General features: G+C 71.4%; 20 protein-coding genes and 1 pseudogene. 17 read left to right on the top strand and 4 right to left on the bottom strand.

The genetic code is table 11. The features are described from left to right. Positions 1-153: 153 nt before the first annotated feature. Entirely contained in the window at positions 154-1,326 is a 1,173-nt protein-coding gene (locus ENC19_RS05655) for a DNA recombination protein RmuC (RefSeq protein ID WP_166458145.1), read from the bottom strand. Positions 1,327-1,637: 311 nt separating this feature from the next. Between ENC19_RS05655 and ENC19_RS05650 the strand changes: the two genes are divergently transcribed. Further along, positions 1,638-2,456 carry a hypothetical protein gene (locus tag ENC19_RS05650; RefSeq protein ID WP_164446102.1) on the top strand — a complete coding sequence of 273 codons (819 nt, stop codon included), beginning with the start codon at positions 1,638-1,640 and terminating at the stop codon, positions 2,454-2,456. An 844-nt stretch (positions 2,457-3,300) separates the two neighbouring features. Here the strand turns inward: ENC19_RS05650 and ppc are convergent. After that, on the bottom strand, positions 3,301-6,087 hold the full coding sequence (gene ppc / locus ENC19_RS05645) for a phosphoenolpyruvate carboxylase (RefSeq protein WP_164446101.1): 2,787 nt from the start codon (positions 6,085-6,087) through the stop codon (positions 3,301-3,303). A 204-nt stretch (positions 6,088-6,291) separates the two neighbouring features. On the opposite strand from ppc, the gene ENC19_RS05640 reads away from it, so the two are divergent. Beyond that, entirely contained in the window at positions 6,292-7,332 is a 1,041-nt protein-coding gene (locus ENC19_RS05640; RefSeq protein WP_164446100.1) for a S66 family peptidase, read from the top strand. 141 nt (positions 7,333-7,473) lie between these two features. On the opposite strand, the gene ENC19_RS05635 is transcribed toward ENC19_RS05640, so the two are convergent. Then, complete coding sequence (locus ENC19_RS05635) at positions 7,474-8,388, bottom strand: cyclase family protein (RefSeq protein WP_164446099.1); 915 nt, start codon at positions 8,386-8,388, stop codon at positions 7,474-7,476. 284 nt (positions 8,389-8,672) lie between these two features. Between ENC19_RS05635 and mfd the strand changes: the two are divergent. The 4 genes and pseudogenes from mfd (at position 8,673) to ENC19_RS05615 (ending at position 15,848) form a co-directional block, all read left to right on the top strand. After that, positions 8,673-12,369: pseudogene (gene mfd / locus ENC19_RS05630) on the top strand (transcription-repair coupling factor). A 13-nt stretch (positions 12,370-12,382) separates the two neighbouring features. Then, complete coding sequence (locus tag ENC19_RS05625) at positions 12,383-13,150, top strand: hypothetical protein (RefSeq protein ID WP_164446098.1); 768 nt, start codon at positions 12,383-12,385, stop codon at positions 13,148-13,150. A 2-nt stretch (positions 13,151-13,152) separates the two neighbouring features. Continuing rightward, positions 13,153-14,139 carry a nucleoside triphosphate pyrophosphohydrolase gene (locus tag ENC19_RS05620; protein ID WP_164446097.1) on the top strand — a complete coding sequence of 329 codons (987 nt, stop codon included), beginning with the start codon at positions 13,153-13,155 and terminating at the stop codon, positions 14,137-14,139. Between the two features lie 89 nt (positions 14,140-14,228). Further along, positions 14,229-15,848, top strand: coding sequence for a DUF885 domain-containing protein (locus tag ENC19_RS05615; RefSeq protein ID WP_164446096.1), 1,620 nt, complete (start codon positions 14,229-14,231; stop codon positions 15,846-15,848). A 29-nt stretch (positions 15,849-15,877) separates the two neighbouring features. Here ENC19_RS05615 and ENC19_RS05610 read toward each other — a convergent pair whose 3' ends face one another. Then, entirely contained in the window at positions 15,878-16,570 is a 693-nt protein-coding gene (locus ENC19_RS05610) for a hypothetical protein (protein ID WP_164446095.1), read from the bottom strand. Between the two features lie 221 nt (positions 16,571-16,791). Here ENC19_RS05610 and eno point away from each other — a divergent pair, with 221 nt between their 5' ends. From eno to ENC19_RS05555, 11 genes are all read left to right on the top strand, one after another. After that, positions 16,792-18,075 (top strand): phosphopyruvate hydratase, encoded by a 1,284-nt coding sequence (gene eno / locus ENC19_RS05605; RefSeq protein ID WP_164446094.1) that lies wholly within the window; start codon positions 16,792-16,794, stop codon positions 18,073-18,075. 29 nt (positions 18,076-18,104) lie between these two features. After that, positions 18,105-18,725, top strand: coding sequence for an FtsB family cell division protein (locus ENC19_RS05600; protein WP_164446093.1), 621 nt, complete (start codon positions 18,105-18,107; stop codon positions 18,723-18,725). Positions 18,726-18,747: 22 nt separating this feature from the next. After that, entirely contained in the window at positions 18,748-19,305 is a 558-nt protein-coding gene (locus ENC19_RS05595) for a DUF501 domain-containing protein (protein WP_164446092.1), read from the top strand. Next, positions 19,302-19,814 (top strand): amino-acid N-acetyltransferase, encoded by a 513-nt coding sequence (locus tag ENC19_RS05590; RefSeq protein ID WP_164446091.1) that lies wholly within the window; start codon positions 19,302-19,304, stop codon positions 19,812-19,814. Before ENC19_RS05595 ends, ENC19_RS05590 begins: the two co-directional genes overlap by 4 nt. 46 nt (positions 19,815-19,860) lie before the next feature. After that, positions 19,861-20,814: a Ppx/GppA phosphatase family protein gene (locus tag ENC19_RS05585; protein WP_164446738.1), complete on the top strand. Its 954-nt coding sequence runs from the start codon at positions 19,861-19,863 to the stop codon at positions 20,812-20,814. A 152-nt stretch (positions 20,815-20,966) separates the two neighbouring features. Further along, on the top strand, positions 20,967-21,653 hold the full coding sequence (locus ENC19_RS05580; protein ID WP_164446090.1) for a dienelactone hydrolase family protein: 687 nt from the start codon (positions 20,967-20,969) through the stop codon (positions 21,651-21,653). Next, a complete protein-coding gene (locus ENC19_RS05575) occupies positions 21,646-22,386 on the top strand; it encodes a uracil-DNA glycosylase (RefSeq protein WP_166458143.1) in 741 nt (246 codons plus the stop codon). The genes ENC19_RS05580 and ENC19_RS05575 overlap by 8 nt, the downstream gene beginning before the upstream one ends. Before the next feature lie 8 nt (positions 22,387-22,394). Then, positions 22,395-23,123 carry a DUF4129 domain-containing protein gene (locus ENC19_RS05570; protein WP_164446089.1) on the top strand — a complete coding sequence of 243 codons (729 nt, stop codon included), beginning with the start codon at positions 22,395-22,397 and terminating at the stop codon, positions 23,121-23,123. Then, positions 23,120-23,707 carry a hypothetical protein gene (locus tag ENC19_RS05565; protein WP_164446088.1) on the top strand — a complete coding sequence of 196 codons (588 nt, stop codon included), beginning with the start codon at positions 23,120-23,122 and terminating at the stop codon, positions 23,705-23,707. The genes ENC19_RS05570 and ENC19_RS05565 overlap by 4 nt, the downstream gene beginning before the upstream one ends. Then, positions 23,707-24,714 (top strand): AAA family ATPase, encoded by a 1,008-nt coding sequence (locus ENC19_RS05560; RefSeq protein ID WP_164446087.1) that lies wholly within the window; start codon positions 23,707-23,709, stop codon positions 24,712-24,714. The genes ENC19_RS05565 and ENC19_RS05560 overlap by 1 nt, the downstream gene beginning before the upstream one ends. Positions 24,715-24,758: 44 nt before the next feature. Next, positions 24,759-26,111 carry a DUF58 domain-containing protein gene (locus ENC19_RS05555; protein ID WP_164446736.1) on the top strand — a complete coding sequence of 451 codons (1,353 nt, stop codon included), beginning with the start codon at positions 24,759-24,761 and terminating at the stop codon, positions 26,109-26,111. The last annotated feature ends 45 nt before the right edge of the window (positions 26,112-26,156 follow it).

The following is a 26,156-nucleotide window of genomic DNA, read 5'->3' as shown; positions in this document are numbered from 1 at the left end:
CTCCAGAGAACTCAGGCGCCCTCAGAAGCAGGGCACGCGTGAGCGAAATCCTTCGTGGTGCCGACCGTCGATGTCACTACCGCCGGGTACGTTGTGACCATCTCGTGATATGCGAGACGCTCATTGTCACATCGAAGATGATAGGGGCCGATTTCAGTTAGACCGAGTTCGATCATCCGGTGTGGATTCCGCAAGCAGTTCCGGCGCTTGCGGCTGCCGCGGCGCCAGCTCCACCTGCCCCGGCGTGGGCAGTTCCTGATCCGACACCCCCAGCTCGGCCAGCTTGCGGGCGCTCACCAGCACCCGCGCCTCCAGCGAGCCCACCGCCCGGTTGTACGCAGTGACCGCACCACCGAGTGAGGCACCGAGTTTACCGACGTGGTCACCGAGCGTCGACAACCGTCCGTACAGTTCCCGCGCCACCGTGTGCACGGCCATCGCATTGCGGGTCAGCTGTTCCTGCCGCCACGACCAGGCGACCGTACGTAGCAGCGCGACCAGGGTGGCCGGGGTGGCCAGCACCACGTTACGGGCGAAGGCGTGCTCCAACAGCGTCGGATCGCGTTGCAGGGCGACGTCCAGAAAAGGATCAGCCGGCACGAAGAGCACAACGAACTCCGGAGTGGACTCGAATGCGGACCAGTACGACTTGGCGGCCAATGCGTCGACGTGCGCCCGCAGGTGCTTGGCGTGCGCGTCGAGATGGGCGTCCCGGCCCCGCTCGTCGCGCGCCTCCATCGCGGTGAGGTACGCGTCGAACGGCGCCTTCGCGTCCACCACAACGCTTCGTCCGCCGTGCAGGCGAACCACCAGGTCGGGGCGTACCGTCTGCTGGTCGGTGGCGGCGGTGACCTGCTCGGCGAAGTCGCAGTGTTCCAGCATCCCGGCGGCCTCGACGATGCGCCGCAACTGGTGCTCGCCCCACCGCCCACGCACCTGCGGCGCACGTAGGGCCGCCACCAACTGCTTCGTCTCCGTCCGCAGCTCACCGGAGACCGCGCTCATCGCGCGGACCTGCTCGCGCAGCTCGGCGTACGCGTCGACCCGCTCCCGTTCGAGATCGGCGACCCGCTGCTCGTAGCGGCGCAGCGTCTCGTGCAACGGGGCCACCGCCCGGGCGACCGCCTCCTGCGACTGGGCCGTCGCCTCATAGCTCAACGCCCGCATCGACTGCTCTAGTTGCCCCTCGCCCTCGCGGGTGGCGCGCAGCGTGGCGTCCAACCGGGCGATCTCGGTCGCCGAGCGGGCCCGGGCGGCGAACCAGCCGACCGCGCCGCCGACGGCAAGGCAGGCGCCCACCACGGCGATCATTGACAGGTCCACCATCGGAGCTTGCCAGACTACGGCCCGACCCGCTGTCAACACGCACGTGGCCGCCGCCTCTCCATATCGATCTGCGTCCCCTACTACTAGCCTGACCTGCAACCTAGAATGGGATGATTCCCTTATGTCCGATTCCTCGAGTGCAGAAGTGACTCGGCGTCGAAGATCTCTATAGCACTGCCGGGGGATATTCGTTGTCGCGCTTCCTGTGAAGTTTCGGACATCGATCGACAGCCATCAAATGATAGGCTCCTGTCTACTATTCTACAGCGACAGGAGATGGTGTGTTGCATCTGTGTGGTCGGAAACGGGAAATGCGCGGGGTTACCCGAATCGTTTCCATTCTGACGGTCGGCCTGCTGCTTGCCACAGGGATGACTGCCCCTGCCTCGGCCGACTTCGACCCGAATGACTGCTACATGGTCGGCGCCGCAGAGTACGTCGACTTCCGGGCGATGGTCTGGGATATGGTGCAGGCCGGCGAACTCACGACCGACGAAGCGTTCTATCTGTCGTGTGATCCGCGCCGCGCCAGCGAGCGTGTCTCCTACGACGTCGAAGTCGTCCGTGATGACGAGCACCGGTTCGTAGAGCGGGATATGCCGACGCTCGACGAGGCGGGTGATGTGATCACAGTAGACGTCGGTCCGGTCATTGAGGGGCTCGACATCATCGACGTGATAGACGGGGCCAATGCCGCGCCGGCCATGGCTGAGCGTGTAGGTGCAGCGGATGGGATGGCGGTCGCGGCCGCGACCTCAGGGTGTCGCATGAGTACTCGTTGGACGATTACGCAAAAGGTATGGGGCAAGGTGGCCTTTGGTCACCGGCAGACACTGAACTGGTGCTGGAACAAGTCGACCAAGAAGGTCCGTGACTGGACCGGTGAATGCAGTGGCTACACCACCGGTTGGGGAACGGCGAACGGCTGGCAGTGGGACGGCTGTTCACAAAACGATTTTATCGGTTACACCCTGAACGGTTCACATCCGGGCGGGGTGCACCACATCACGCAGGGCAAGTTCACCCACATGAAGGTGGGTCCTACCGTCAGGCTCCGATTGGATCTCTGGGGGCACTGGGACAGCACGTGTGACGCAAAGTACAATAAGACGTTGCGTAACTACTGCTGATTCGATGAAGCTCCGGCGTAGAGGGAGAGGGGCTTCGCTCAGCGAGTGTTGTGAGAGGACGCCTGGTGAGAATCTCCAAAAGCAGATGGACCGTCTTCGCACTTCTCATCCTGTTGGCCGTTAGCATCATGATGGCGGCGGCAGCTGTGCCGACTGGTACCGAGGTTGTCCGTGACAAGGGCGGGCGGCTAATTGACGAGGCGACTGTGTCCCACCCGTTGGCGTGGCTGTACGTCACGTTCGTCCTCACCCTGTTGGTTATGGCAGCTACGGCCCTCGTGGCGTATGTCCGGCGCGATGTCCGCCTAGCCCGGCGTTTACTACTGATTACCGGTGTCCTGGGCATCGTCCCAACCATCTTCCCTGGACTGATTGCTCTGTTGACCCGCGCCCAGATGGCTCGGGTTGAGGGCACCCGGGGCTGAACTCCGGCCCCGTCAGGTCGTAGAAATTACTAGCTGACGGGGCCGGATACGTTCAACTCATGGAACCTTCGTCCGTGGCTGCGATCCTCGTCCGCTGGCCGGATGGATCGATTATTTGCGACGGGGGTTCGCTGCCCGGGAGGTGCGCTATCTCGCCGATGCGCCGCCCGACGCACGGCGGTGGTACGAACCTCGGGCGGGTAGGTGCTAAACCTCAGCGGCGAGGACCCGGCAGTACGCTAAGCGCTGGCAGATGTCGCCGCGCCTACCACGCCACGGCGCACGCGGCTTCGAGAATCCGGGCGACGGCGGCGCGGACTGAGGCGGCGGCGATTTCGGTGCAGGCGACTTCTGACAACGCCGTTGCGGAACGGGCCCCGTCGTCAGGTGAGCTGGTTGACGGGGCCCCTGGTCGTCCGTCAGCCGGTGTTGCGCATGCCGGCCGCGATGCCGTTGACCGTGGTGAGCAGGGCCCGCTCCAGGGCCGTGCCGTCGCTGGGGGCGCGTCGGCCACCCGGTGCGGTGGCCACCGCCCGGCCGGCCGCCCCGGAGTCGCGGTACTGCCGCAGCAGCGCCACCTGAAGGTGGTGCAGCGGTTCCAGGTAGGTGTCACGTACGGCGAGGGTGCGTTGCAGCACCGGGGAGTTCTCCAGCAGGTCCGGTGAGTCGGTGACGGCGAGCACCTCGCGCCTGGTCAGCTCGTACTCCTGCTCGATCTTGTCGAAGATCGGGTGCAGCTGCTTCGGGACCAGGGTCTCGACGTACCGGCGGGCGATGCCGAGGTCGGTCTTGGTCAGCATCATCTCCACGTTCGACAGGAACGTGCGGAAGAAGTGCCAGTTGCGGTGCATCTCGGCGAGCACGTCGGCCAGCCCGGCCTCCCGGGCGGCGGCCAGACCGGAGCCGACCCCGAACCAGCCGGGCACGATCTGCCGGGTCTGGGTCCAGCCGAACACCCACGGGATGGCCCGCAGCCCGGACAGCCCGGCGCCGGTGTTCGGTCGCTTCGCCGGCCGGGAGCCGATGTTCAGCGCACCGAGCAACTCGGTCGGGGTGGAGGCCCAGAAGTACGCGGGCAGGTCCGGATCCTCGACCAGTGAGCGGTACGACCGGAACGCCGACTCGGACACCACGTCCATCGTCGCGTCCCAGCGTTCCAACATCTCGGCGGGTTGGCGGGGCGCGGTGTGCAGCAGCGTCGCCTGGAGCACGGCGGCCACGCTCAGCTCCAGGTTCTCCCGAGCCAGCGCGGGCAGGGTGTACTTGTCGGAGATGACCTCACCCTGCTCGGTCACCTTTATCGCGCCGTCCAGGGTGCCGTACGGCTGGGCCAGGATCGCGTCGTGCGTGGGGCCGCCGCCGCGCCCGACCGTGCCGCCCCGGCCGTGGAAGAGCCGCAGGTGCACCCCGTGCCGAGCGGCCACGTCGCGCAGTGCGCGCTGGGCCCGGTGGATGGACCACTGGCTGGTGGTGATGCCGGCCTCCTTGTTGGAGTCGGAGTAACCGAGCATCACCTCCTGCACGTCGCCCCGGGCCGCCACCAGCGCCCGGTACGCCGGCAGCGACAGCAGCTCGTCGAGCAGCTCCCCGCCGGAGTTCAGCTCGGCCGGGGTCTCCAGCAGCGGCACGATGCCGATCCGGGCCCGGCCGCTGTGCACGTCGACCAGGCCGGCCTCGCGGGCGAGCACGACCGCGGCGAGCACGTCGTCCACGCCGAGGGTCATCGAGATGATGTACGACTCGATCACCTCGGCGCCGAACCGGTCCTGCGCCTCACGGATGGTGCTGAACACGTCGAAGGTCTTGCGGGCCGACTGGCTCAGCGGGGTGTCCGCCGTCGACAGCGGCCGGCGACTGGCCAGCTCGTCGGCGAGCAGCTTGGTGCGCTCCAGCCGGCTCAGCGACGGGTAGTCGTCGACCTCACCCACCGCCGCGTACAGCTGGGTGAGCACCTCGTGGTGCTTCTCGGCGTGCTCGCGGACGTCCATGGTCGCCAGGTGCAGGCCGAACGCGGAGACGGTACGGATGGTCGAGGCGAGCCGGCCGACGGCGGTGAGCTGACCGGAGTTGCGGGCCAGCGAGGCGCGCAGCAGATCGAGGTCGGCGATCAGCTCGGCCGAACCCCGGTAGTCGCGCCCCGGCACGTGCGGGGTGCCCTGGCGCAGCCGGGCCCGGGTGTTGGCGAGCTTGGCGCGGACACAGCGGGCCTTGAGCCGGTACGGCTCCTCGGCGTTGACCCGTCGGAAGCGGGGCGCCACCTCGGGCAGCGCGTCGAGGTCGGCGGCGAGGCTGGCGGACAGGTCGAGCGAGACCCCGCGCAGGCGGCGGGAGACCGACACCTCGTTGATCAGCTCTTCCATCGCCGCCTCGGTGGCGGTCAGGCCATGCTCGTGCTGAATGGCCAGCACCTCGCGGGTCACCGCCGGAGTGACGAACGGGTTGCCGTCCCGGTCACCGCCGATCCAGGTGCCGAAGGTCAGCGGTCGGGCCGTCGGCGAGGTCTCCACGCCGAGCGTACGCAGCGTCTCGGCGAGGTCGTCGAGCACCTGCGGGGCCGCCTCGGCGTACAGGTCACGCAGGTAGTAGATGGCGTTGCGCGCCTCGTCGGTCGGGTCCGGCCGGTCCAGCCGCAGCTCGTCGGTCTGCCACATCAGGTCGAGCAGCTCGGCCAGCCGCCGGTTCGCCGGGCCCTCGTCGCTGGCGCCGTAGAGGATCGCGTTGGCGGTCTCGGCGTCCAGCTCGTCGGCGATCGCGCGCAGCTTCGACAGGATCGACCGGCGAGCCGCCTCGGTCGGGTGAGCGGTGAAGACCGGACGTACCGCCAACCGGCGGGCCACCGAGGCGATCTCCTCGGCCGGCACCCCGCGTTCGGCGATCATCTTGGCCGCCTGGTCCAGCCAGCCGCCCTGGACGGCGCGGCGACGCCGCAGGTCGCGGGCCCGGTGCACCTGCTCGGTGATGTTGGCCAGGTGGAAGTAGGTGGAGAAGGCGCGGGCCAGCTTGGTGCCGGTGGTCACGTCGAGCCCGCCGAGCCGCCGGGCGGCGGCCGGCGCGTCGGTGCGGACCTGGGCCCGGATCTCCTCGACGAGGTCGAGCAGCGGGCGCCCCTCCTGGCGGGCCAGGGTCTGCCCGAGCAACGTGCCCAACCTGCGGATGTCGGCGCGCAGCGCGGCGTCGGGGCCGTCGTGATCGTGCTGGTCGGTCACCATGCGCTCCTCACGTCAAGTACGAAGGACAGCGCTGTCCGACTCCCCCGATCGTATCCACGCGAACCCGCCCGGAAGGAAGGGCCCCTTGATAACGCCCTTCGTTTCAGGGGGACCCCGACCGGGCGTCGACGCTGCCGAGGTGCGCCGGTCGAGGACTTCCGGAGGCCGAAAACCGCTGTTCACGGCCGATAGCGTCGGGACATGACGTCGTTGGTTGAGCCCCCGAAGCCCCGACCTGGCGATCGAGTGGCGATCGTCTCACCCTCCGCCGGTCTGCCAGGTCTCTTCCCGCACGTGTACGAACTGGGGCTGCGCCGGCTGCGTGCGGAGTACGGCCTGGAGCCGGTCGAGTACCCGACCACCCGGATCATGGGTGCCGACCCGCGCGACCGTGCCCGGGACCTGACCGCCGCCTTCGCCGATCCGACGATCACCGCCGTGCTGGCCACCGTCGGCGGCGACGATCTGATCACCGTGACGCCTCATCTGGACGACGAGGTGCTACGGGCCAACCCGAAGCCCTACTTCGGGTACTCCGACAACACCAACGTGCTCAACCACCTGCACCGGCTGGGCGTGGTCAGCTACCACGGCGGTTCGGTGCTGGTGCACCTCGGCCGCCCCGGCGCGCTGCACCCGCTGAGCGCCGACTCGCTGCGCGCGGCGCTGTTCGGCAGCGACTGGTACGACCTGACCCCGGCGGCGCAGTGGGGCGATGAGCCGAACGACTGGAACGATCCCGCGTCCCTCGCCGCCGAGCCGGTGATGTTCCCCGGCACCGGCTGGCGTTGGCAGGGGCCGGCGAAGGTGGTCGAGGGACGCACCTGGGGCGGCAACCTGGAGGTGCTGCACTGGCTGCTCGCCGCCGACCGGGTCGCACCGGCGGCCACGCTGGCCGGGTCGGTCTTCCTGTTGGAGACCTCGGAGGAACTGCCGCCGGCCGTCGAGGTCTACCGCATGCTGCGTAACCTCGGTGAGCGTGGCCTGCTCGACGGCTTCCCCGCCGCGCTCGTCGGTCGCGCCAAGGCGTGGGAGTTCGGCCGCCGGCTCACCCCGCCCGAGAAGAAGGCGTACGCCGAGGACCAGCGGGCCGCCGTCACCCGGGCCTTCGCCGAATACGCCACCGACACGGTCCTGGTCTTCGACGTCGACTTCGGTCACACCGACCCGCAACTGATCATCCCGTACGGCGGCGAGGTCCGGGTGGACGCGGTCCGGCAGCGCATCTCGGTGCGCTACTGACGGCCGAGCCAGCCACCGAGGCGCGACATCCACTCGACATGCGGGATGTCGCGGTATCCGCGCCGACGGAAGCCGCGACATCCCGCATCCGGAGTTGACCGTGCCCCGCAGTCCACGACGCCCCTCAGTCCACGACGCCCCTCAGTCCACGGCGGCGAAGGCGCGGACGGGGAAGGTGCCCATGCCGGCCACCCTCGGTGGCGCGGCGGTGAACCGGAAGCCGTCCGGCGGCAGGGCGTCCAGCCCGGTCAGGTGCTCCACGATCGGGATGCCGGCGGCCAGCAGGAGGCTGTGCGCGGGCCGCTCACCGCCGGCCGCGGGACCCATGGCGTCAATGTTGATCGAGTCGATGCCGACCAGGGCGGCCCCCGCGTCCACCAGCGCCTGTGCGCCGTCACCGGTCAGGTGGGGCGCCTCCGGGGCGCCGTACCGGTCGGTGCCGAAGTGCGCGTCCCAGCCGGTGTGCAGCAGCACCGCCTTGCCGGCCACGTCATACGGCGCCAGCAGCAGCCGGTCCACCGCGCGGGTGTCGGCGGGCAGCCGGACGACGAGTCCGGGCAGGTCGGCGAGGCGGTCCAGCGGGAAACCGGACAGGTCGACACCGTCGGCGTACCGGTGGGCGGGGGTGTCCAGGTAGGTGCCGGTGTTGGCGATCATGTCGATCCGGGCCACGTGGAACTCGGTGCCCGGCGCGTAGTGCTCGCGGGACGCCTCGCGGCTCAGCCACTCGGTGATCTTCGGGGCCGGCCAGCCGGGCAGGGTGATCATCCCGTCGGTGACCAGGTGGCTCAGCTCGATCAGCCGCCGCCCGGTCACGCCGTCCGGGGCACCGCCGACGGCGCGTCCACCCTTGTGCGGTTCCTCGATGATCGTCTTGTTGGTGATCCGTACCTCGGCGACCATCAGCAGGCCGAGATGCCGGACGAACAGCGCCGCCAGGTCGGCGTCGTCGATCCGGTCGCCCGGGATGTCCAGCCGGAACCCCTCGGTGCTCAGGCTTCCGCCGTTGGCGAAAGCGACCACCGCGTCGAACTGCGCCCGCCACTGCCCACTCACGCTCCCACCCGATCACCCCCCACCCGACCAGTCAAGATCCGCCACTGCCTCTGCCGTCCCGGTCGAGGCGACAACTTCGGGGAGAGTGTCGCCTCCCACGCCCCGCAGCCTGCACTTTCCCCGCAGTTGCACACGCCTCGGGATGGTCGGGGCGCTTCGGCGAGGCGTCGGCCGGGAGGGTGGGAAGCGGGGCGAAGGTCGGTGGGCAGAGCTAGGCTGGCACCCGCACCCCCCGTCCGGGCTGGACGCGGGGTGATCGTCGTGTCCCCACCTCGGAAGTGATCATGACTGCGCTCACCGGACTGTTCGCCGCCGCCCTGGCCGACCCGGGCCTGGCCCGCGTCCGTGACCTGGCGCGCTCCGGTGCGGCCCAGGTCGACGGACTCGACCTGACCGCCCCACCGGCACTGCGCCCGTTCGCGGTCGCCGCGGTCGCGGCGGATCCCGACGACCGTGCCGGCGGCCCGGCTAGCGGCGGCGGCTCGGGCAGCGGTGCGACGGCTGGCGGCGCGGGGCGGGCAGTGCTGGCGGTCACCGCCACCAGCCGCGAGGCCGAGGATCTCGTCGCCGCGCTGGGCAGCCTGCTGCCGCCCGAGCAGGTGGCGATCTTCCCGAGCTGGGAGACGCTGCCGCACGAGCGACTCTCCCCACGCTCCGACACCGTCGGCCGGCGGTTGGCCGTGCTGCGCCGGCTCGCGCACCCGGACTCGGCGGACGCGCACGGGCGCACCGGCCCGCTTCGGGTGGTGGTGGCCCCCGTCCGCTCGGTGCTGCAACCCCAGCTCAAGGGGCTCGGCGATCTGGAACCGGTCCGGTTGGCCGCCGGTGACGAGGCCGACCTGGAGCAGGTCGCCCGCCGGCTCACCGACATGGCGTACGCCCGCGTCGACCTGGTCACCAAGCGGGGCGAGTTCGCCGTGCGCGGCGGCATCCTGGACGTCTTCCCGCCCACCGACGAGCACCCGTCCCGGGTCGAGTTCTGGGGCGACGAGGTGGAGGAGATCCGCACCTTCGCCGTCGCCGACCAGCGCACCATCGAGCAGATCCCCCAGCTCTGGGCCCCGCCCTGCCGGGAACTTCTGCTCACCCCCGAGATCCGGGAGCGGGCCGCCATCCTCGCGCAGCAGCACCCGGAGCTGGCCGAGATCCTGGACAAGCTGGCCGGCGGGGTGCCGGTAGAGGGCATGGAGTCCCTGGCCCCGGCGTTGATCGGCGATGACTCGATGGAGCTGCTGCTGGACTGCATGCCGGCCGGCACCCACGTGCTGCTCTGCGACCCGGAGCGGATCCGCACCCGGGCGCACGATCTGGTGCGTACCTCGGAGGAGTTCCTCCAGGCCAGCTGGGCCGCGGCCGCCGTCGGTGGCCAGGCCCCGGTCGACCTCGGCGCCGCCGCCTTCCACACCCTCGCCGACGTACGCGCACGCCGCGACGCTGCGCCAGCCCTGGTGGACGCTGTCCCCGTTCGGCCTGGCCGAGCCGGTCGGCCCAGCCGCGACCCGGCAGCCCTGGGAGGACGAGCCGGCGGCGGTCGACGTCACCCCCGACGACGCCATCGCGGTGGCCCTGGCGGCCCAGCCCGCACCGCTCTACCACGGCGAGACCGCCCGGGTGGTCGACGACCTCAAGCGGTGGGCCGGCGAGGGCTGGTCGATCGCGTTGGTCTTCGAGGGGCACGGCCCCGCCCAACGGGCCGTCGAGGTGCTTCGTGACGGCGGCCTCGGTGCCCGGATGACCGAGGAGGTGCCCGTCGCGCCCGCCCCGGGTGAGCTGCTGGTCACCTGCGGCAGCCTGACCGGTGGCTTCGTCGACGAGGCGGCCCGGTTCGTGCTGCTCACCGGCAGCGACGTGACCGGCGGTCGGGGCGTGTCGACCCGGGACATGCGGAAGATGCCGAGCCGGCGGCGCAACACCATCGACCCGCTTGAGCTGCGCGCCGGTGACCACGTGGTGCACGAGCAGCACGGCATCGGCCGGTACGTCGAACTGGTGCAGCGAACCGTCAACGGCGCCTCCCGGGAGTACCTCGTCATCGAGTACGCCCCGAGCAAGCGCGGCCAGCCCGGTGACCGCCTCTTCGTCCCCACCGACCAGCTCGACCAGTTGAGCCGCTACGTCGGCGGCGAGCAGCCCACCCTGCACAAGATGGGCGGCTCGGACTGGCAGAAGTCCAAGGCCCGGGCCCGCAAGGCGGTCAAGGAGATCGCCGCCCAGCTGATCCAGCTCTACGCCGCCCGCAAGGCGTCCAAGGGGCACAACTTCGGGCCGGACACCCCGTGGCAGCGGGAGTTGGAGGACGCCTTCCCCTGGCAGGAGACGCCCGACCAGCTCGCCGCCATCGAAGAGGTCAAGCGGGACATGGAGCAGAGCATCCCGATGGACCGGCTGATCTGCGGCGACGTCGGCTACGGCAAGACCGAGATCGCGGTACGGGCGGCGTTCAAGGCGGTGCAGGACGGTAAGCAGGTGGCCGTGCTGGTGCCGACCACGCTGCTGGTGCAGCAGCACTACAACACCTTCGCCGAGCGGATGAGCCAGTTCCCGGTGACCATCCGGCAGCTGTCCCGCTTCCAGACGCCCAAGGAGGCGGAGCAGACCCTCGCCATGGTCGCCGACGGCACCGCCGACATCGTCATCGGCACCCACCGGCTGCTGGCGTCGGCCACCCGGTTCAAGTCGCTCGGGCTGGTCATCGTCGACGAGGAGCAGCGTTTCGGCGTCGAGCACAAGGAGCACCTCAAGTCGATGCGGGCGGCGGTCGACGTGCTGAGCATGTCCGCCACCCCGATTCCGCGCACCCTGGAGATGGCGATCACCGGCATCCGGGAGATGTCCACGATCGCCACCCCGCCGGAGGAGCGGCACCCGGTGCTCACCGCCGTCGGCGCCCAGGACGACCGGCAGGTGGCCGCCGCGATCCACCGTGAGCTGCTCCGCGACGGTCAGGTCTTCTACCTGCACAACCGGGTCGAGTCGATCGAGCGGACCGCCCGCCGGCTGCGCGAGCTGGTGCCCGAGGCACGGGTGGCGGTGGCGCACGGGCAGATGGGTGAGGACGCCCTGGAGAAGGTCATGGTCGGCTTCTGGGAGAAGGAGTACGACGTCCTGGTCTGCACCACGATCGTCGAGTCCGGCATCGACATCCCGAACGCCAACACGCTGATCGTGGAGCGGGCCGACCTGCTCGGCCTGGCTCAGCTGCACCAGATCCGGGGCCGGGTGGGCCGGGGCCGGGAGCGGGCTTACGCGTACTTCCTCTATCCGCCGGACAAGCCGCTCACCGAGCACGCCCACGAGCGGCTGGCCACCATCGCCCAGCACACCGAGCTGGGCGCCGGCATGTACGTGGCCATGAAGGACCTGGAGATCCGGGGCGCCGGCAACCTGCTCGGCGGCGAGCAGTCCGGGCACATCGAGGGCGTCGGGTTCGACCTGTACGTGCGGATGGTCGGTGAGGCGGTGCAGGCGTTCAAGGGTGAGCGTCCGGAGGAGGAGACCGATATCAAGATCGACCTCCCGGTGGACGCGCACCTGCCGCACGACTACGTGGGGGTGGAACGGCTGCGCCTGGAGATGTACCGCAAGCTGGCGGAGGCGCGCGACGAGGAGCGGCTGCGCGAGGTGGCCGCCGAGATGACCGACCGGTACGGCGAGCCGCCGGCACCCGTGCAGAACCTGATCGCGGTGGCCCGGTTCCGGCTGCTGGCCCGGTCCTACGGCCTCACCGACGTCAGCATGCAGGGCAAACACATCCGGTTCGGTCCGCTGCCGCTGCCCGACTCCAAGCAGTTGCGGCTCAAGCGCTACCACCCCGACTCGGTCTACAAGGCCGCCCTCGACCAGGTCAGCGTGCCTCGTCCGACCACCCGTCGGGTCGGTGGCGAACCGCTGCGCGACCAGCCCCTGCTCGAGTGGTGCGCCCAACTCCTCTCCGACGTCCTGGGCGCACCCGCCGGTGTCACCGGCGGTCAGGGGGCATGAGAGAGTGACGGGCATGCGTGCTCGCCGTCTTGTCGCCGTCGCCAGCGTGGCGGTCGGCCTCGTCGCCCTCGCCGGTTGCCGTTCCGAGCCCGGTGTCGCCGCGTACGTCGGTGACCATCGGATCACCGAGGACGCGGTCACCGGGATCATCGAGGACGCTCAGGCGAAGAACCCGACCCCGACCGAGGGGGACGAGGTGCCGCCCGGCCAGGAGCCTCCGCCGCCCGGTCAGGAGCCCCAGATGCCCGGGCGTAGCCAGGTGGTGAGCACGCTGGTGCTCAGCGAGGTCTGCGAGCGGGTCTCCGCCGACGAGGGCTACCGGCCGCAGAACCAGGTCGACCCCGCGCAGGTGGCGCAGGGCCTCGGCCTGAGCCCGGAGACGGGGTACGTGCGGCAGGTGGCCGAGCTGTACACCTGCCTGTCCGGCATCCCGATCGGCGCTCCGGTGGCCCCCACCGAGCAGGAGCTGATCGACCTGGTCGAGGCGGGCAAGCGGGCCGGCGCGGTGCCGCCCGAGGTGACCGTCGAGCAGGCCGCCGCCCAGCTCGACGGCGACCAGCTGCGCCAGGCCCTGGCCAACCGCAATTCGCTGCGCGAGGCCGTCGAGACGTACGACGTGACGGTCAACCCCCGGTACCGGCCGCTGGTGTTCCCGGTGCTGAGCTTCACCGGGCAGGCCATCGCGGTGGGCGTGCCGCTGGGTGAGCCGGGCTCCGACACGGTCACCGACATCTCCACCCCGCAGTCGCGCCCCGAGCCGCCCGTACCGACCGCCGGCTGAGCATGCCCCGGATCGTCCTGCTGGTGACCTCGCCCCGGTTGCCGGCCGGGCTGCTTACGGCAACCGCCTGGGACGTCGTACGCGCGGCTCCGGTGCTGGTCGCCGAGGAGAGCGAGCTGACCACGGCGCTGCGGTCGGCGGGCGCCGAGGTGCGGGTGCTCGACGGGCCGCCGGTGCCGGCGCTGCTGGACGCGGTGGCGGCGCACGACACGGTGGTCTGGCTGGCCGGCCCGGCCGGTGACGAGTCGGTGGCCCGGGAGCTGGGGCTGCGGCTGGCCCGCGAGCCAGGGTTGGCGGAGCTGGAGCTGATGTACGGCTCGTGGGATCCCCCGGGCGCTCGCCTGCTGGACGCGGTGGCGGTGCTCGACCGGCTGCTCTCGCCCGGCGGGGATCCGTGGAAGCGGGCGCAGACCCACCGCAGCCTGGCCCGCTTCCTGCTGGAGGAGAGCTACGAGGCGTACGACGCGATGAGCGCGGGGGACACCGACGCGCTGCGCGAGGAGCTGGGCGACGTGCTGCTCCAGGTGGTGCTGCACGCCCGGTTGGCCGAGGAGTTGCCCGAGGACGAACGCTGGACCATCGACGACGTGGCCGGTGGGTTGGTGGACAAGATGATCCGGCGCAATCCGCACGTCTTCGCCGGTGCCGAGGCGGGCACCCTGGAGGAGATCACCGCCAACTGGGAGCGGATCAAGCAGGCGGAGAAGGCCCGTGACTCGGTCCTCGACGGCATCGCACTGAGCCAACCGGCGCTCGCCCTGGCGGCGAAGATCCTGGAGCGTGCCGCCCGCGCCGGCGTCACCGCGCCGCTGCCAGCACCGCAGGCGCAACCGGATCCGGAATCCACCCTCGGTGCCCACCTGCTCGCCCTGGTCGCCCAAGCCAACGCGACCGACCTCGACCCCGAAGCCGCCCTCCGCCGCACCACCCTGGCTCACGCCCAAACCCTCCGCACCACCGAAACAACCCCACCCCCCAGCCCCGGTTGACCAAGAAGTTTGCGTCCACCGCCGGCTCGGGAGCGACCAAAACCTCTTGATCAACTGGCGGCCCGGGGGCGGGTGGTTAGGGTCGGGGGGTGGAGCGGTTTCAGGTGGTGGGGGAGCGGGTTGTCGAGGCGTTGCTGGGGAGTCGGCCGGGGCTCGCCGGGACGGCGGGGGACCATCGGGTCGACGATCGGCTGCCGGATTTCTCAGCCGACGCGGTCGCGGGGGACCGGGCGATGCTCGTCGACGCGGCGAGCGCGCTCGTCGAGATCGACCCCGACGACCTCGACGTCGAGGAACGGGTGGACCACGCGCTGCTCTCCGCACTCGTCGACCGGGAGCTGTTCGAGCTGACCGAGATCCGGGGACACGAGTGGGACCCGCTCGTCCACAATCCCGGTCCACTGCTGCACGCCCTGCTGTCGCGCCCGTACGCGCCGGTGGAGGTGCGGTTGGCCGCCCTCGCCGGCCGCCTCGCCGCGGTCCCGGATGCGCTGGCCACCGCGCGCGCGACGTTGCGTGACATGCCCCGGATCCACGCGGAGACGGCGGTCGGCCAGTTCACCGGGGTGGCGGCGCTGATCCGCGACGAGGTTCCCGCACTGCTCGCGCGGGCCCCCGTCGGCTTCGACCGGATCGAGCCGGCGGCCACCTCGGCGCTGGCCGCGCTCGACGAATTCGTCGCCTGGCTGCGTGTCGGCCTGACCGCCGACGCCGGCCCGGGCCGCGATCCCCGCCTGGGTCGGCGTCGCTGGGAGGCGCGCCTGTGGCACACCCTCGACACCGAGCTGAGCGCCGCCGAGATTCAGCGGCGGGCCTGGGCGAACCTCGACCGGGTCACCGACGAGATCCGCGCGGCGGCGGTCGAACTGGTCGGTGGCCCGGCCGACGACGAGACCGTACGCCGGGCCCTCGACCTGCTCGCCGCCGAACACCCCGACGACCACACGATCGTCGACCTGGCCTCGATCACCCTGGACGAGGCGAGTGACGTCGTCCGGGCGCACGACCTGGTGACCGTGCCGGACGACCCGTGCGTCATCCAGGTGATGCCGCAGTTCGCCCGGGGTGTGGCGGTGGCCTACTGCGACGCGCCCGGTGGTCTGGAGACCGCCGCCGTTCCGACGTTCTACTGCATCGCGCCGACACCGGTGGACTGGCCCGCGCGTCGGGTGGAGTCGTTCTACCGCGAGTACAACGACCACATGATCCGCAACCTCACCGTGCACGAGGCGATGCCGGGCCACTTCCTCCAACTCGCCCACGCCCGAAGGTACGCCGGCTCCACCCGGGTACGGGCATTGATTCGCTCCGGCCCCTTCGTCGAGGGGTGGGCGGTCTACGCCGAGGAGCTGATGGTCGGCCGCGGCTTCGGTGGCCTGCCGGTGCGGTTGCAGCAGCTGAAGATGCAGCTGCGGATGACCCTCAACGCGTTGCTCGACCAACTGGTGCACGCCGAGGAGCTGCCGGAGGCCGAGGCGATGGCGCTGTTGACCGGCCGTGGTTTCCAGGAGGAGGGTGAGGCGGCGGGCAAGTGGCGCCGGGCGTTGCTCACCTCGGCGCAGCTGTCGACGTACTTCGTCGGCTACAGCGAGATGGCCGAGATCGCCGCCGCTCGCCCACGCAATGTGCCGCTGCGACACTGGCACGACGAGATGCTCGCGCACGGCAGCCCTCCGCCGCGCCACCTGCGCACCCTGCTCGACCTGTAGGTCGTCCGGCCCGGCTGCGCGGGGTCGGCTCAGGGGCCCTCGGTGCGCCGGTCCACCACGTCGGCATTCGCCGGCAGGTCGAAGGCGCCGCCGTCGACCTGGTCGCGGTAGCGGCTCAGCGCCAGCTCGACCGGTTGCCCGTCGACCTGGCCGGTGAAGCTGCCCAGCGCGCCCTCCCCGGTCACGCAGGCGGTGAAGCTCTCCCCGTTCTGACGCACGTCGACGCAGGTCGCGTGGTGGCCGACGACGGTGCTGCTGCGCTCGGTGATGACCGCGTCCGGATCCAACGCCGCGGCGGTCAGCCGGCCCATCACCATCGGAGGCGTGACCAGCCCCTGCAACTCGGCCTCGGCGAAGACCACCACCGAGGGCTTGCTGTTGGGGGCGGGCGGCTCCTCCACGGTGCAGACGGTCCGATCGCCGTCGGTGTCGCACCGGGTGGTCGCCTCGTCGGTGACGGTCAGCTTTCCGCCAGGCCAGGTGTAGCTGGACCGGGCCGGGTCCTGCGACTGGACGAACGAGGCGCTCCGCCCGCCCGGAAGCTGGTACTCCGCCGAATAGGTCAGCTCCAGCGCCCGGTCCATCCGCGCGGCGAGGTCGTTGACGATGTCGGATCGCCCCATGGCCCGCCCGGCGTCGTCCAGGGCCTGACAACCGGTGACGGTGAGCAACGCGATGACCGACACGGCGAGCGTACGGAGCGTGGTCGAAGCGGCGGGCATGGCGACCAGCCTTGTCGATCGGGTCCCGCTCGTGCAAACCGGTTGCCGGTTGAGGCACGAGAATCCGGGAATGTCCGACCCGTCGGGTACCGGAGCGTGGTCGTGGACCCGCCCGGTCGCCGTGCCGCGAGGCGGGGACCGATACGCTGCGTTCAACACCTGCCGCTGCCGCACCGTCGCGGCCCATACCGGACGAGACCACACGAACGAGGAGCGACTCAGTGGCAACCATCGAGGTAATCGAGGCTCGGGAGATCCTGGACTCGCGGGGCAACCCGACGGTCGAGGTCGAGGTCGGGCTCGACGACGGCACGATCTCCCGGGCGGCGGTGCCCTCCGGCGCATCGACCGGCGCCTTCGAGGCGATCGAGCTGCGCGACGGTGACAAGGGCCGCTACCTGGGCAAGGGAGTGGAGAAGGCGGTCGCCAACATCGAGGACCGGATCGTCGACCAGCTCATCGGCTACGAAGCCAGCGAGCAGCGGGCGATCGACCAGAAGATGCTCGACATCGACGGCACCGACAACAAGGCCGAGCTGGGCGCAAACGCGATCCTCGGGGTGTCCCTGGCGGTGGCCAAGGCCGCGGCCGGCAGCGCCGACCTGAGTCTCTTCCGCTACCTGGGCGGCCCGAACGCGCACCTGCTGCCGGTGCCGATGATGAACATCCTCAACGGTGGGGCGCACGCCGACAGCAACGTCGACATCCAGGAGTTCATGATCGCGCCGATCGGCGCGCCCAGCTTCCGGGAGGCGCTGCGGTCCGGTGCCGAGGTGTACCACGCGCTCAAGTCGGTGCTGAAGAAGAAGGACCTGTCCACCGGGCTCGGCGACGAGGGCGGCTTCGCGCCGAACCTGCCCACCAACGCCGCCGCGCTGGACCTGATCGCCGAGGCGGTGGAGAAGGCCGGCTACCGGCTCGGCACCGACATCGTCTTCGCCCTCGACGTCGCCGCCACCGAGTTCTTCGCCGACGGCAGCTACACCTTCGAGGGCGCGACCAAGAGCGCCGCGGAGATGAGCGAGTACTACACCAAGCTGGCCGACGCGTACCCGATCGTCTCCATCGAGGACCCGCTGGCCGAGGACGACTGGACCGGCTGGCAGACGCTGACCGCGGCGATCGGTGACCGGGTCCAGATCGTCGGCGACGACCTGTTCGTCACCAACCCGCAGCGCATCGCCCGGGGCATCGCCGAGCAGGCGGCCAACGCGGTGCTGGTCAAGGTCAACCAGATCGGCTCGCTCACCGAGACGCTGGACGCGGTGGATCTCGCCCACCGGGCCGGCTTCAAGTGCATGATGAGCCACCGTTCCGGCGAGACCGAGGACACCACCATCGCCGATCTGGCGGTGGCGACCGGTTGCGGCCAGATCAAGACCGGTGCGCCGGCCCGGTCGGACCGGGTCGCGAAGTACAACCAGCTCCTGCGGATCGAGGAGGAGCTGGCCGACGCGGCGCGGTACGCCGGTGCGGGGGCCTTCCCGCGTTACCGTTCCGCCTGACGGATGCCGTACCTCGGGGGAGGGGTGTGATGCAGCAGCGCCGCACGCCGGGTGGTCAGCGTCCGGTCCGTCGGCCGGCCCGCGCCGGCCGGCCCGGCACGGCCCGCGACGGCGGTGTCCGCGCCGAGTCGCGGTCCGCCGCCGGCCGGGCGCCGTCGGCCGCCCGCGGTGCCGAGGGCGTACGCTCCGCCAAGCGCCCCGCCGCCGCCAGGCGCGCGGCTGCCGGTGGCGCGGTGACGCGGCTGTCCGCACCCCGATCCCGAGGTCTCACCGGCCGGGCCACCGTGCTGTTCGCGGTGCTGATCGCGCTCGCCCTCGCCTACACCTATCCGGTCCGGGTCTACCTGGACCAGCAGGCCGACATCGAGCGGATGGAGGCGGCGCAGGCGGCCCAGCGGGAGCTGATCGCCGAGCTGACCACCCAGGCGGAGAAGTGGCAGGACGAGGCGTACATCGAGACCCAGGCCCGGGAGCGGTTCTTCATGCGGCGGCCCGGTGAGAAGATGCTGATCCTGCTCGACGACCCGGCCGGCGCGGCCCGCGAGGCGGGCACCGCCGAGGGCCCGGCAACGCCGGTCACCCCCGACCCCTGGTACGACACTCTCTGGTCCAGCGTGCGGGCCGCCGACGCCCACCAGACCGAAGACTGAGCACCCGACGAGAGCTGGCATCGTGACTGTCGTACCACCGCAGGAGCCGGCGGCGGCCTCCGTACCCCCGCCGAAGCGGGAACCGGCCACGGAGGCCGATCTGGCCGCGGTGGCCGCGCAGCTCGGACGTCCGCCCCGCGGTACCCGGGCGGTGGCTCACCGCTGCCCGTGCGGCCTGCCCGACGTGGTGGAGACGACTCCCCGGCTGGCCGACGGCACTCCCTTCCCGACGCTGTTCTACCTGACCTGTCCCCGGGCGACCGCGGCGTGCAGCCGGCTGGAGTCGGCCGGTCTGATGAAGGAGATGGCGCAGCGGCTGACCGACGACCCGGAGCTGGCCGCCCGGTACCGCGCGGCCCACGAGGACTACCTGACCCGCCGGGACGCCATCGCCGAGGTGCCCGAGATCGCCGGCATCTCGGCCGGTGGGATGCCCGGCCGGGTGAAGTGTCTGCACGTCCACCTCGGTCACGCGCTCGCCGCCGGGCCGGGGGTCAACCCGTTCGGCGACGAGACGCTCGACCTGGTCGAGCCGTGGTGGACGACCGGACCCTGTGTCGACGTGCCGGAGCGCGGGTGAGCGACGACGACGTCGTGATCCGTCGGGCCCGGACCGCCGACGTGCGGGCGATCCGACGGCTGGTCGACACCTACACCGACGACCGCCGCCTGCTCAGCAAGGCCACTGTCACCCTGTACGAGGACGTGCAGGAGTTCCGGGTCGCCAGCCGGGTCTCCGACGGCACGGTGGTGGGCTGTGGCGCGCTGCACGTGATGTGGGAGGACCTGGCGGAGATCCGCACGGTGGCGGTCGATCCCTGCTGCCGGGGGCAGCGGATCGGGCACCGGATCGTCGCGGAGCTGATCGGCGCGGCACGGGAACTGGGCGTGGCCCGCATCTTCGTGCTGACCTTCGAGACCCGGTTCTTCGGTTCGTTCGGCTTCACCGAGATCGACGGTGCCCCGGTGCCGCACCTCGTCTACGAGCAACTGCTGCGCTCGTACGACGAGGGCGTCGCCGAGTTCCTCGACCTGGAACGGGTCAAGCCGAACACTCTGGGCAACACCCGCATGCTGCTGCGGCTCTGACCACCCTGCTGACGGTGGCGGTAGGGTTTCCGGCGTGACGACGCGCGTGGCGGCCATCGACTGTGGCACCAACTCGATCCGGTTGCTGGTGGCCGACCTGCCGGATCCGTCGGCCGGGCCGGAGGCGCCGCTGGTGGACCGGAGTCGGCGGATGGAGATCGTCCGGCTCGGCCAGGGGGTGGACGCCACCGGCCGGCTCGCTCCGGAGGCGATCGAGCGGACCCGGGTCGCGCTCGCCGACTACGCCGCCGAGATCGACAAGCTCGGTGCCGAGCGGGTGCGGATGTGCGCCACCTCGGCCAGCCGGGACGCGGAGAACGCGGCCGACTTCCGGACCATGGTGGAGCAGACGCTCGGCGTCGCGCCGGAGGTGGTCACCGGGGACGAGGAGGCTCGGCTGTCGTTCACCGGAGCCGTCCGCGGCCTGCCCGCCGACGCGGCGTCGCCGTACCTGGTGCTGGACATCGGTGGCGGCTCGACCGAGTTCGTCGTCGGCACCCGGGACGGCGGTGTCGACGCCGCGATCTCCATGGACATCGGTTGCGTCCGGATGACCGAGCGGCACCTGCACGCGGACCCGCCCGGCCTGGACGAGATCGCCGCCGCCCAGGCCGACATCGCGGTCGCGGTGGACCGCGCACTGACGGCCGTGCCGGGGCGGCAGGCGGCCACGCTTGTCGGGCTCGCCGGTTCGGTCACCACCGTGGTCGCGATCGCCGAGGGCCTCACCGGGTACGACCCGGCCCGCATCCACCATGCTCGGGTGTCGTACGACCAGGTGGCAAGGGTCACCGCCGACCTGCTGGCCATGACGCGCGAGCAGCGGCTGGCCATCCCGGCGATGCATCCCGGCCGCGCGGACGTGATAGGTGCCGGCGCGTTGGTGCTCCGGGTCGCCATGGAACGGGCCGGCATGACCGCCGTGATCGCCTCCGAGCACGACATCCTCGACGGCATCGCCTGGAGTCTGGCAAACGCGAACGGGAGGTATCGGCGCTAGCGCGAACAGGAGGTGTCGGCGCCAGCGCGAACAGGAGGTGAATGCCACTGTTCCGGCATCTTCCCGGCGGTGGTCACCGCGTGGCAGGCTACCCGCACGTAGGACCACTGGGCGACCAGCCAACGATGACTGACCGCTAGGAGGACGGGCCGATGGGCGAGATGGTGACCTACCGTGGTGATGGCGGCACGGGTGAGGGATATCTCGCGATACCCGCCACCGGTGCGGCAAGCCCGGCAGTGATCGTTATCCAGGACTGGTGGGGCCTCGTGCCGCACATCAGGTCGGTGGTGGACCGCTTCGCCGAGGCGGGCTTCGTCGCCCTCGCACCCGATTTCCGGCACGGTGAGCCAGCCGGGAAACCTAGTGAGCCCCGGCGGCTGCTCAACGGGCCGCAGATGGACGAGACGGCACAGGAGATCGCCGCCGCCGCCGACTACCTCGCCGGCCGCGTCGAGGTGACCGGCAAGGTGGGCTGCGCCGGCTTCTGCGCCGGGGCCAGCCTGGCGCTGTGGGCGGCGAACTTCTCCGAGCGGATCGTCGCCACCGCCGCCTTCTATCCCCGGTTGCCCTGGGAGGGCATGCGTACCGAGTGGACCGACTACGCGGGCAAGGACGCGCTGGTGCACTGCTCGGAGGCGGACGGCACCTCCGCGGACCCGGGTGTGCAGGCGGTACGCCGGGCCATCGAGAACTCCGGCGGCACCTGCCAGCTGCACGACTACCCGGGCACCTCGCACGCCTTCTTCAACGAGGACCGGCCGGAGAAGTTCGACCAGCGGGCCGCCACCAGCGCCTGGGCACGCACCCTCGAACTCTTCCGGGCAAAGCTTGGCTGAGTCGCGTACTCCCACCGAGATCGTCGCCCGCGCCGCGCGCGCGACGGACCTGGCCGACCTGGACGCGGGCGTCGCCGACTGTTTCGCCTGCCCCCGTTTGGTCGACTGGCGGGAGGAGGTCGCCCGCACCAGGCGGGCGGCCTTCCGCGATCAGGAGTACTGGGGGCGGCCGGTGCCCGGCTTCGGTGATCCGGCGGCCCGGATCGCCATCCTCGGGCTGGCCCCGGCCGCGCACGGCGGTAACCGCACCGGCCGGGTCTTCACCGGCGACCGGTCCGGTGACGTGCTCTTCGCCGCCCTGCACCGGGCCGGCCTGGCCAACCAGCCGACGAGTGTGGCCGCCGACGACGGTCTGACGCTGCGCGACACGCGGATCTTCGCCGCCGTACGCTGCGCCCCACCGGACAACAAGCCCACCCCGGGCGAGCGGGACACCTGCGCGCCCTGGTTGCACCGGGAGGTCGAGCTGATCCGGCCGACGCTGCGGGTGGTGGTGGCGTTGGGCGCCTTCGCCTGGGCCGCGTGGTGGCCGGCGTTACGCGCCGGGTACGGCGTCCCTCCGCCCAGCCCGCGACCGCCGTTCGGGCATGGGGCACACTGGTCCGGCACGACCGGACCGGAACTGCTCGGTTGCTACCACGTCAGCCAGCAGAACACCTTCACCGGTCGGTTGACACCAGAGATGCTGGACGACGTGTTCGCCCGGGCGAAACTACTGGCCGGGGTGGACTGAGGTAATCGATGGACGTGCTTCGCAGGTGGTGGCCGGTGACGGCGGTGATTGCCCTGCTCGCCGCCGTGACCCTGGCCACCGCGCACTCGTCGATCGGCGCGAGCCGGATACCGCCCGCCGTCAAGGACGCCCCCTTCGTGCTGGAGTACCCCAGCGGGGAGCCGCGTCCGTCGATCCCGGCCGAACCGCGCGAGGCCGCCGAGGAGACCCGTACCCGGATTCCGTCCTGGCTCGGCACGGTGGCGGTGGCGGTGCTCGGGCTGGCACTGCTCGCCGCCCTCAGCTATCTGCTGTGGACCGTGGCGCGGGGGGTGGCGCGGCGGGTCACCCGGGCACTTCCCGGGCAGCCGACCCGGCGCAGTGCCGAGGGCACCGCCGCGGAGGTGGTGGCCGCCGTCGACGCCGGCCTGGTGGACCTGGACGATGAGGCCACCGACCCACGGACCGCGGTGATCGCCTGCTGGGTACGGCTCGAAGAGGCCGCCGCCGTCGCCGGGGTGCCCCGACTGACCGGTGACACTCCCACCGACCTGGTCACCCGGCTGCTCGCCGGTGATCCGTCCACCGGCGTGCCGGCGATCGTGAGCGCCGACGTGCTGGCCGGGTTCGCGAACGTCTACCGCGAGGCCCGGTACGCCACCCGTCCGGTGGACGAACGGACCCGGGACCAGGCCCGGGTGGCCCTGCGCCGGCTGCGTGGCGAACTGACCGCACTGGCCGGGGGTGAGCCGGTGTGAGCAGCACGAGTATCGACGACCTGCTCAGCTTCTCCGAGGAGCGGCCGGCCCAGTCCGAGCGACGCCGGGGCGGGCGGGCGCGTACCGTCGCCGGCCTGCTCGGTGTCACCGTGGCGGTGACCGTGGTCGCCGTCGCCGGACTGCGCGCGGTCGGGCTGCGGGTCTCGTTGCTGGTGCTGGTCACCGCCGTGGTCGCGCTGCTGGTGGTACGCCGGATCGTCGCCACTCTCGCGCCACCGGCGAAGTCCGGCCAGGCGGGTTCGTCGTCGCGGGGCGGCGAGGAACCCGGCACCTACAACTGGGACGCGCGGGACGCGCTGCGGGTGGCGGTCAACGGTTGGGCGACACCTCTGGAGTGGTCCAAGACGAGTCCCGAACGGTTCACCACGATGATCCTGCCCCGGTTGGCCGAGCTGGCGGACGAGCGGATGCGCCTGAAGTACGGCGTCACCCGCGAGTCCGATCCGACCCGGGCCCGCGCCCTGTTGGGTGACCGCCTGTCGACGTTCCTGGAGACCACACCCCGCCGCACCCCTTCGCCGCGCGACCTCGCGGCGATCGTCGCCGAACTGGAGAAGATCTGATGAACGACGTCGGCCGGACGATGCCCCCCACCGAGGTAGGTCGCCTCGCCCGGGCCGTGCTGGACGCGGTGGGCCAGGTCGTGGTCGGCAAACGGGACGCCCTGGAGCTGGTGCTGGCCGGCATCCTCGCCGGCGGCCACGTGCTGCTGGAGGACCTGCCGGGGTTGGGCAAGACGCTCACCGCGCGGTCCTTCGCCCAGGCGCTGGGCCTGGACTTCCGGCGTCTGCAGTTCACCCCCGACCTGCTGCCCGCCGACGTCACCGGCTCCTTCCTCTACGACCAGCGCAGCGGTGACTTCACCTTCCGGGCCGGGCCGGTCTTCACCAACCTGCTGCTCGCCGACGAGATCAACCGGACCCCGCCGAAGACCCAGTCGGCCCTGCTGGAGGCGATGCAGGAGAAGCAGGTCTCGGTGGAGGGCGTGACGTACCGGCTCGACGAACCGTTCCACGTGCTGGCCACCGCCAATCCCATCGAGTACGAGGGCACCTATCCGTTGCCGGAGGCGCAGCTGGACCGGTTCCTGCTGCGGGTGTCGTTCGGTTACCCGGCGCAGGACGAGGAGTGGGAGGTGCTGCGTCGGCGGATGGCGCGCCGCCGGGAGGAGGCCGACATCAAGCCGGTGGTCGACGCCGGCACCCTGCGCGCCATGCAGGCGGCGTTGGAGGACGTCGTGGTCGAGGACTCGGTGGGCCGGTACATCGTGGCGCTGACCGCGGCCACCCGCGAGCATCCGTCGGTGCTGGTCGGCGCGTCGCCGCGCGGATCGCTGGCCCTGCTGCTGCTGTCCCGGGTACGGGCGGTGCTCTCCGGGCGGGACTACGTGGTGCCCGAGGACGTCAAGGACGTCGCGGCCCCGGCGCTGGCACACCGGATCACGCTGCGGCCGGAGATGTGGCTGCGCCGTGTCGATCCGTCCTTCGTGGTCGGTGAGGTCCTCGACGGCACCCCGGCGCCGGCCAGTGGCGCACTGCCCAGCTACGCCGCCGGTCGGCCGGGAGACTGACCGGCGTGAGCGAGCGGAGCGAGCAGTCGGCACCGACCAACTGGATGCCCACCTGGGCGTTCGGCCGGGCGGTGCTGCTCACCGGCCTGCTCCTGATCGCCGCGGTGGTGCTGGGGCGGGTGGATCTGATCGTGCTGGCCGTGCCGTTCGCCCTCGGCACCGCGTACGCCTTGCGACGCCGACCCGTCGACCTGCCCCGGGTGTGGCTCAGCGCCGACGAGGATCCCCTGGTGGAAGGCGGTGCCATGACCGGGACGGTCACCGTCGGCAACCCGGGTGCGGTCTCCTACGACGTGGCGGTGCTGCGTACCCGCGTCTCACCGTGGCTGCGGGTCGAACGGGCGGGCCTCGCCGGCAGCGCGGTCGTCGGCACCGGCCGGCCCGCCGGTGCCGGTCGGCCGACCGTGGCGGACCGTCCGTTCGTCACGTCGGTAGCCCCGGACACCGCCATCGACCTGGAACTGGCCGGTACCGCGCTGCGGTGGGGTCGGCATCCGCTGGGCCCGGCGGGCGCCCGGGTCGCCGCCGCGCAGGGCCTGCTGATCTCGCGCGCGGTGGTCGTCGAACCGGTCCGGTCCAAGGTGTACCCGAAGACCGAGCCGTTCGAGGCGGTCGAGGTGATGCCCCGGGCCGCCGGCCTGGTCGGGGCGCATCACTCGCGTCGTCCCGGCGAGGGGGGCGAACTCGCCGGGGTGCGGGTCTTCGCACCGGGTGACCGGCTGCGCCGCATCGACTGGCGGGTGTCGCTGCGGGCCCGGCAACTGCACGTGGCGGCCACCCTGTCCGACCGGGACGCCGAGGTGGTCGTGCTGCTCGACGTGCTGGCCGAGGCGGGTCGCTCCGGCGGGGTCACCGGTACCGCGTCGGTGCTGGACACCACGGTCCGGGCGGCCGCCGCGATCGCCGAGCACTACCTGCACCGGGGTGACCGGGTGGCACTGCTGGAGTACGGCCCGAGTGCCCGGCGGCTGCGTCCGGCCACCGGGCGACGGCAGTACCTGACCGTGCTGGAGTGGCTGTTGGACGTCAAGGCCCAGTCCTCCCCGCACGAGCCGTACGACCATGTGTTCGGTCCCCAACTGCTCTCCGCGGACGCGCTGGTGGTGGTGCTCACCCCGCTGTTGGAGGAGCGGTCGGCGCAGATGCTTGCCCGGTTGGCCCGTTCGGGACGGTTCGTGGTGGCCGTCGACACGCTTCCGGCGGACCTGTCACCACCGCAGGACCGGGGCTGGGTCGAGGTGGCGTACCGGCTGTGGCGGCTGGACCGGGACACGATGATCGCGCAGTTGCGCGAGCACGGGGTGCCGGTGGTGCCGTGGGCCGGCACCGGCAGTCTCGACCAGGTGCTGCGTGACGTGGCGAGGCTCGCCACCGCCCCCCGGGTGGGTGGCCGGTGAGCGCGAGGAACGCAGCGCAGCGGAGTCCCGCAGTCGCGAGCGAGA

Origin of the sequence: Verrucosispora sioxanthis (assembly GCF_010560025.1) — a bacterium.
Lineage (GTDB): Bacteria > Actinomycetota > Actinomycetes > Mycobacteriales > Micromonosporaceae > Micromonospora > Micromonospora palythoicola.
The sequence above is the reverse complement of the archived record's forward strand: the minus strand, read 5'-3'. Positions and strand labels throughout refer to the sequence as shown.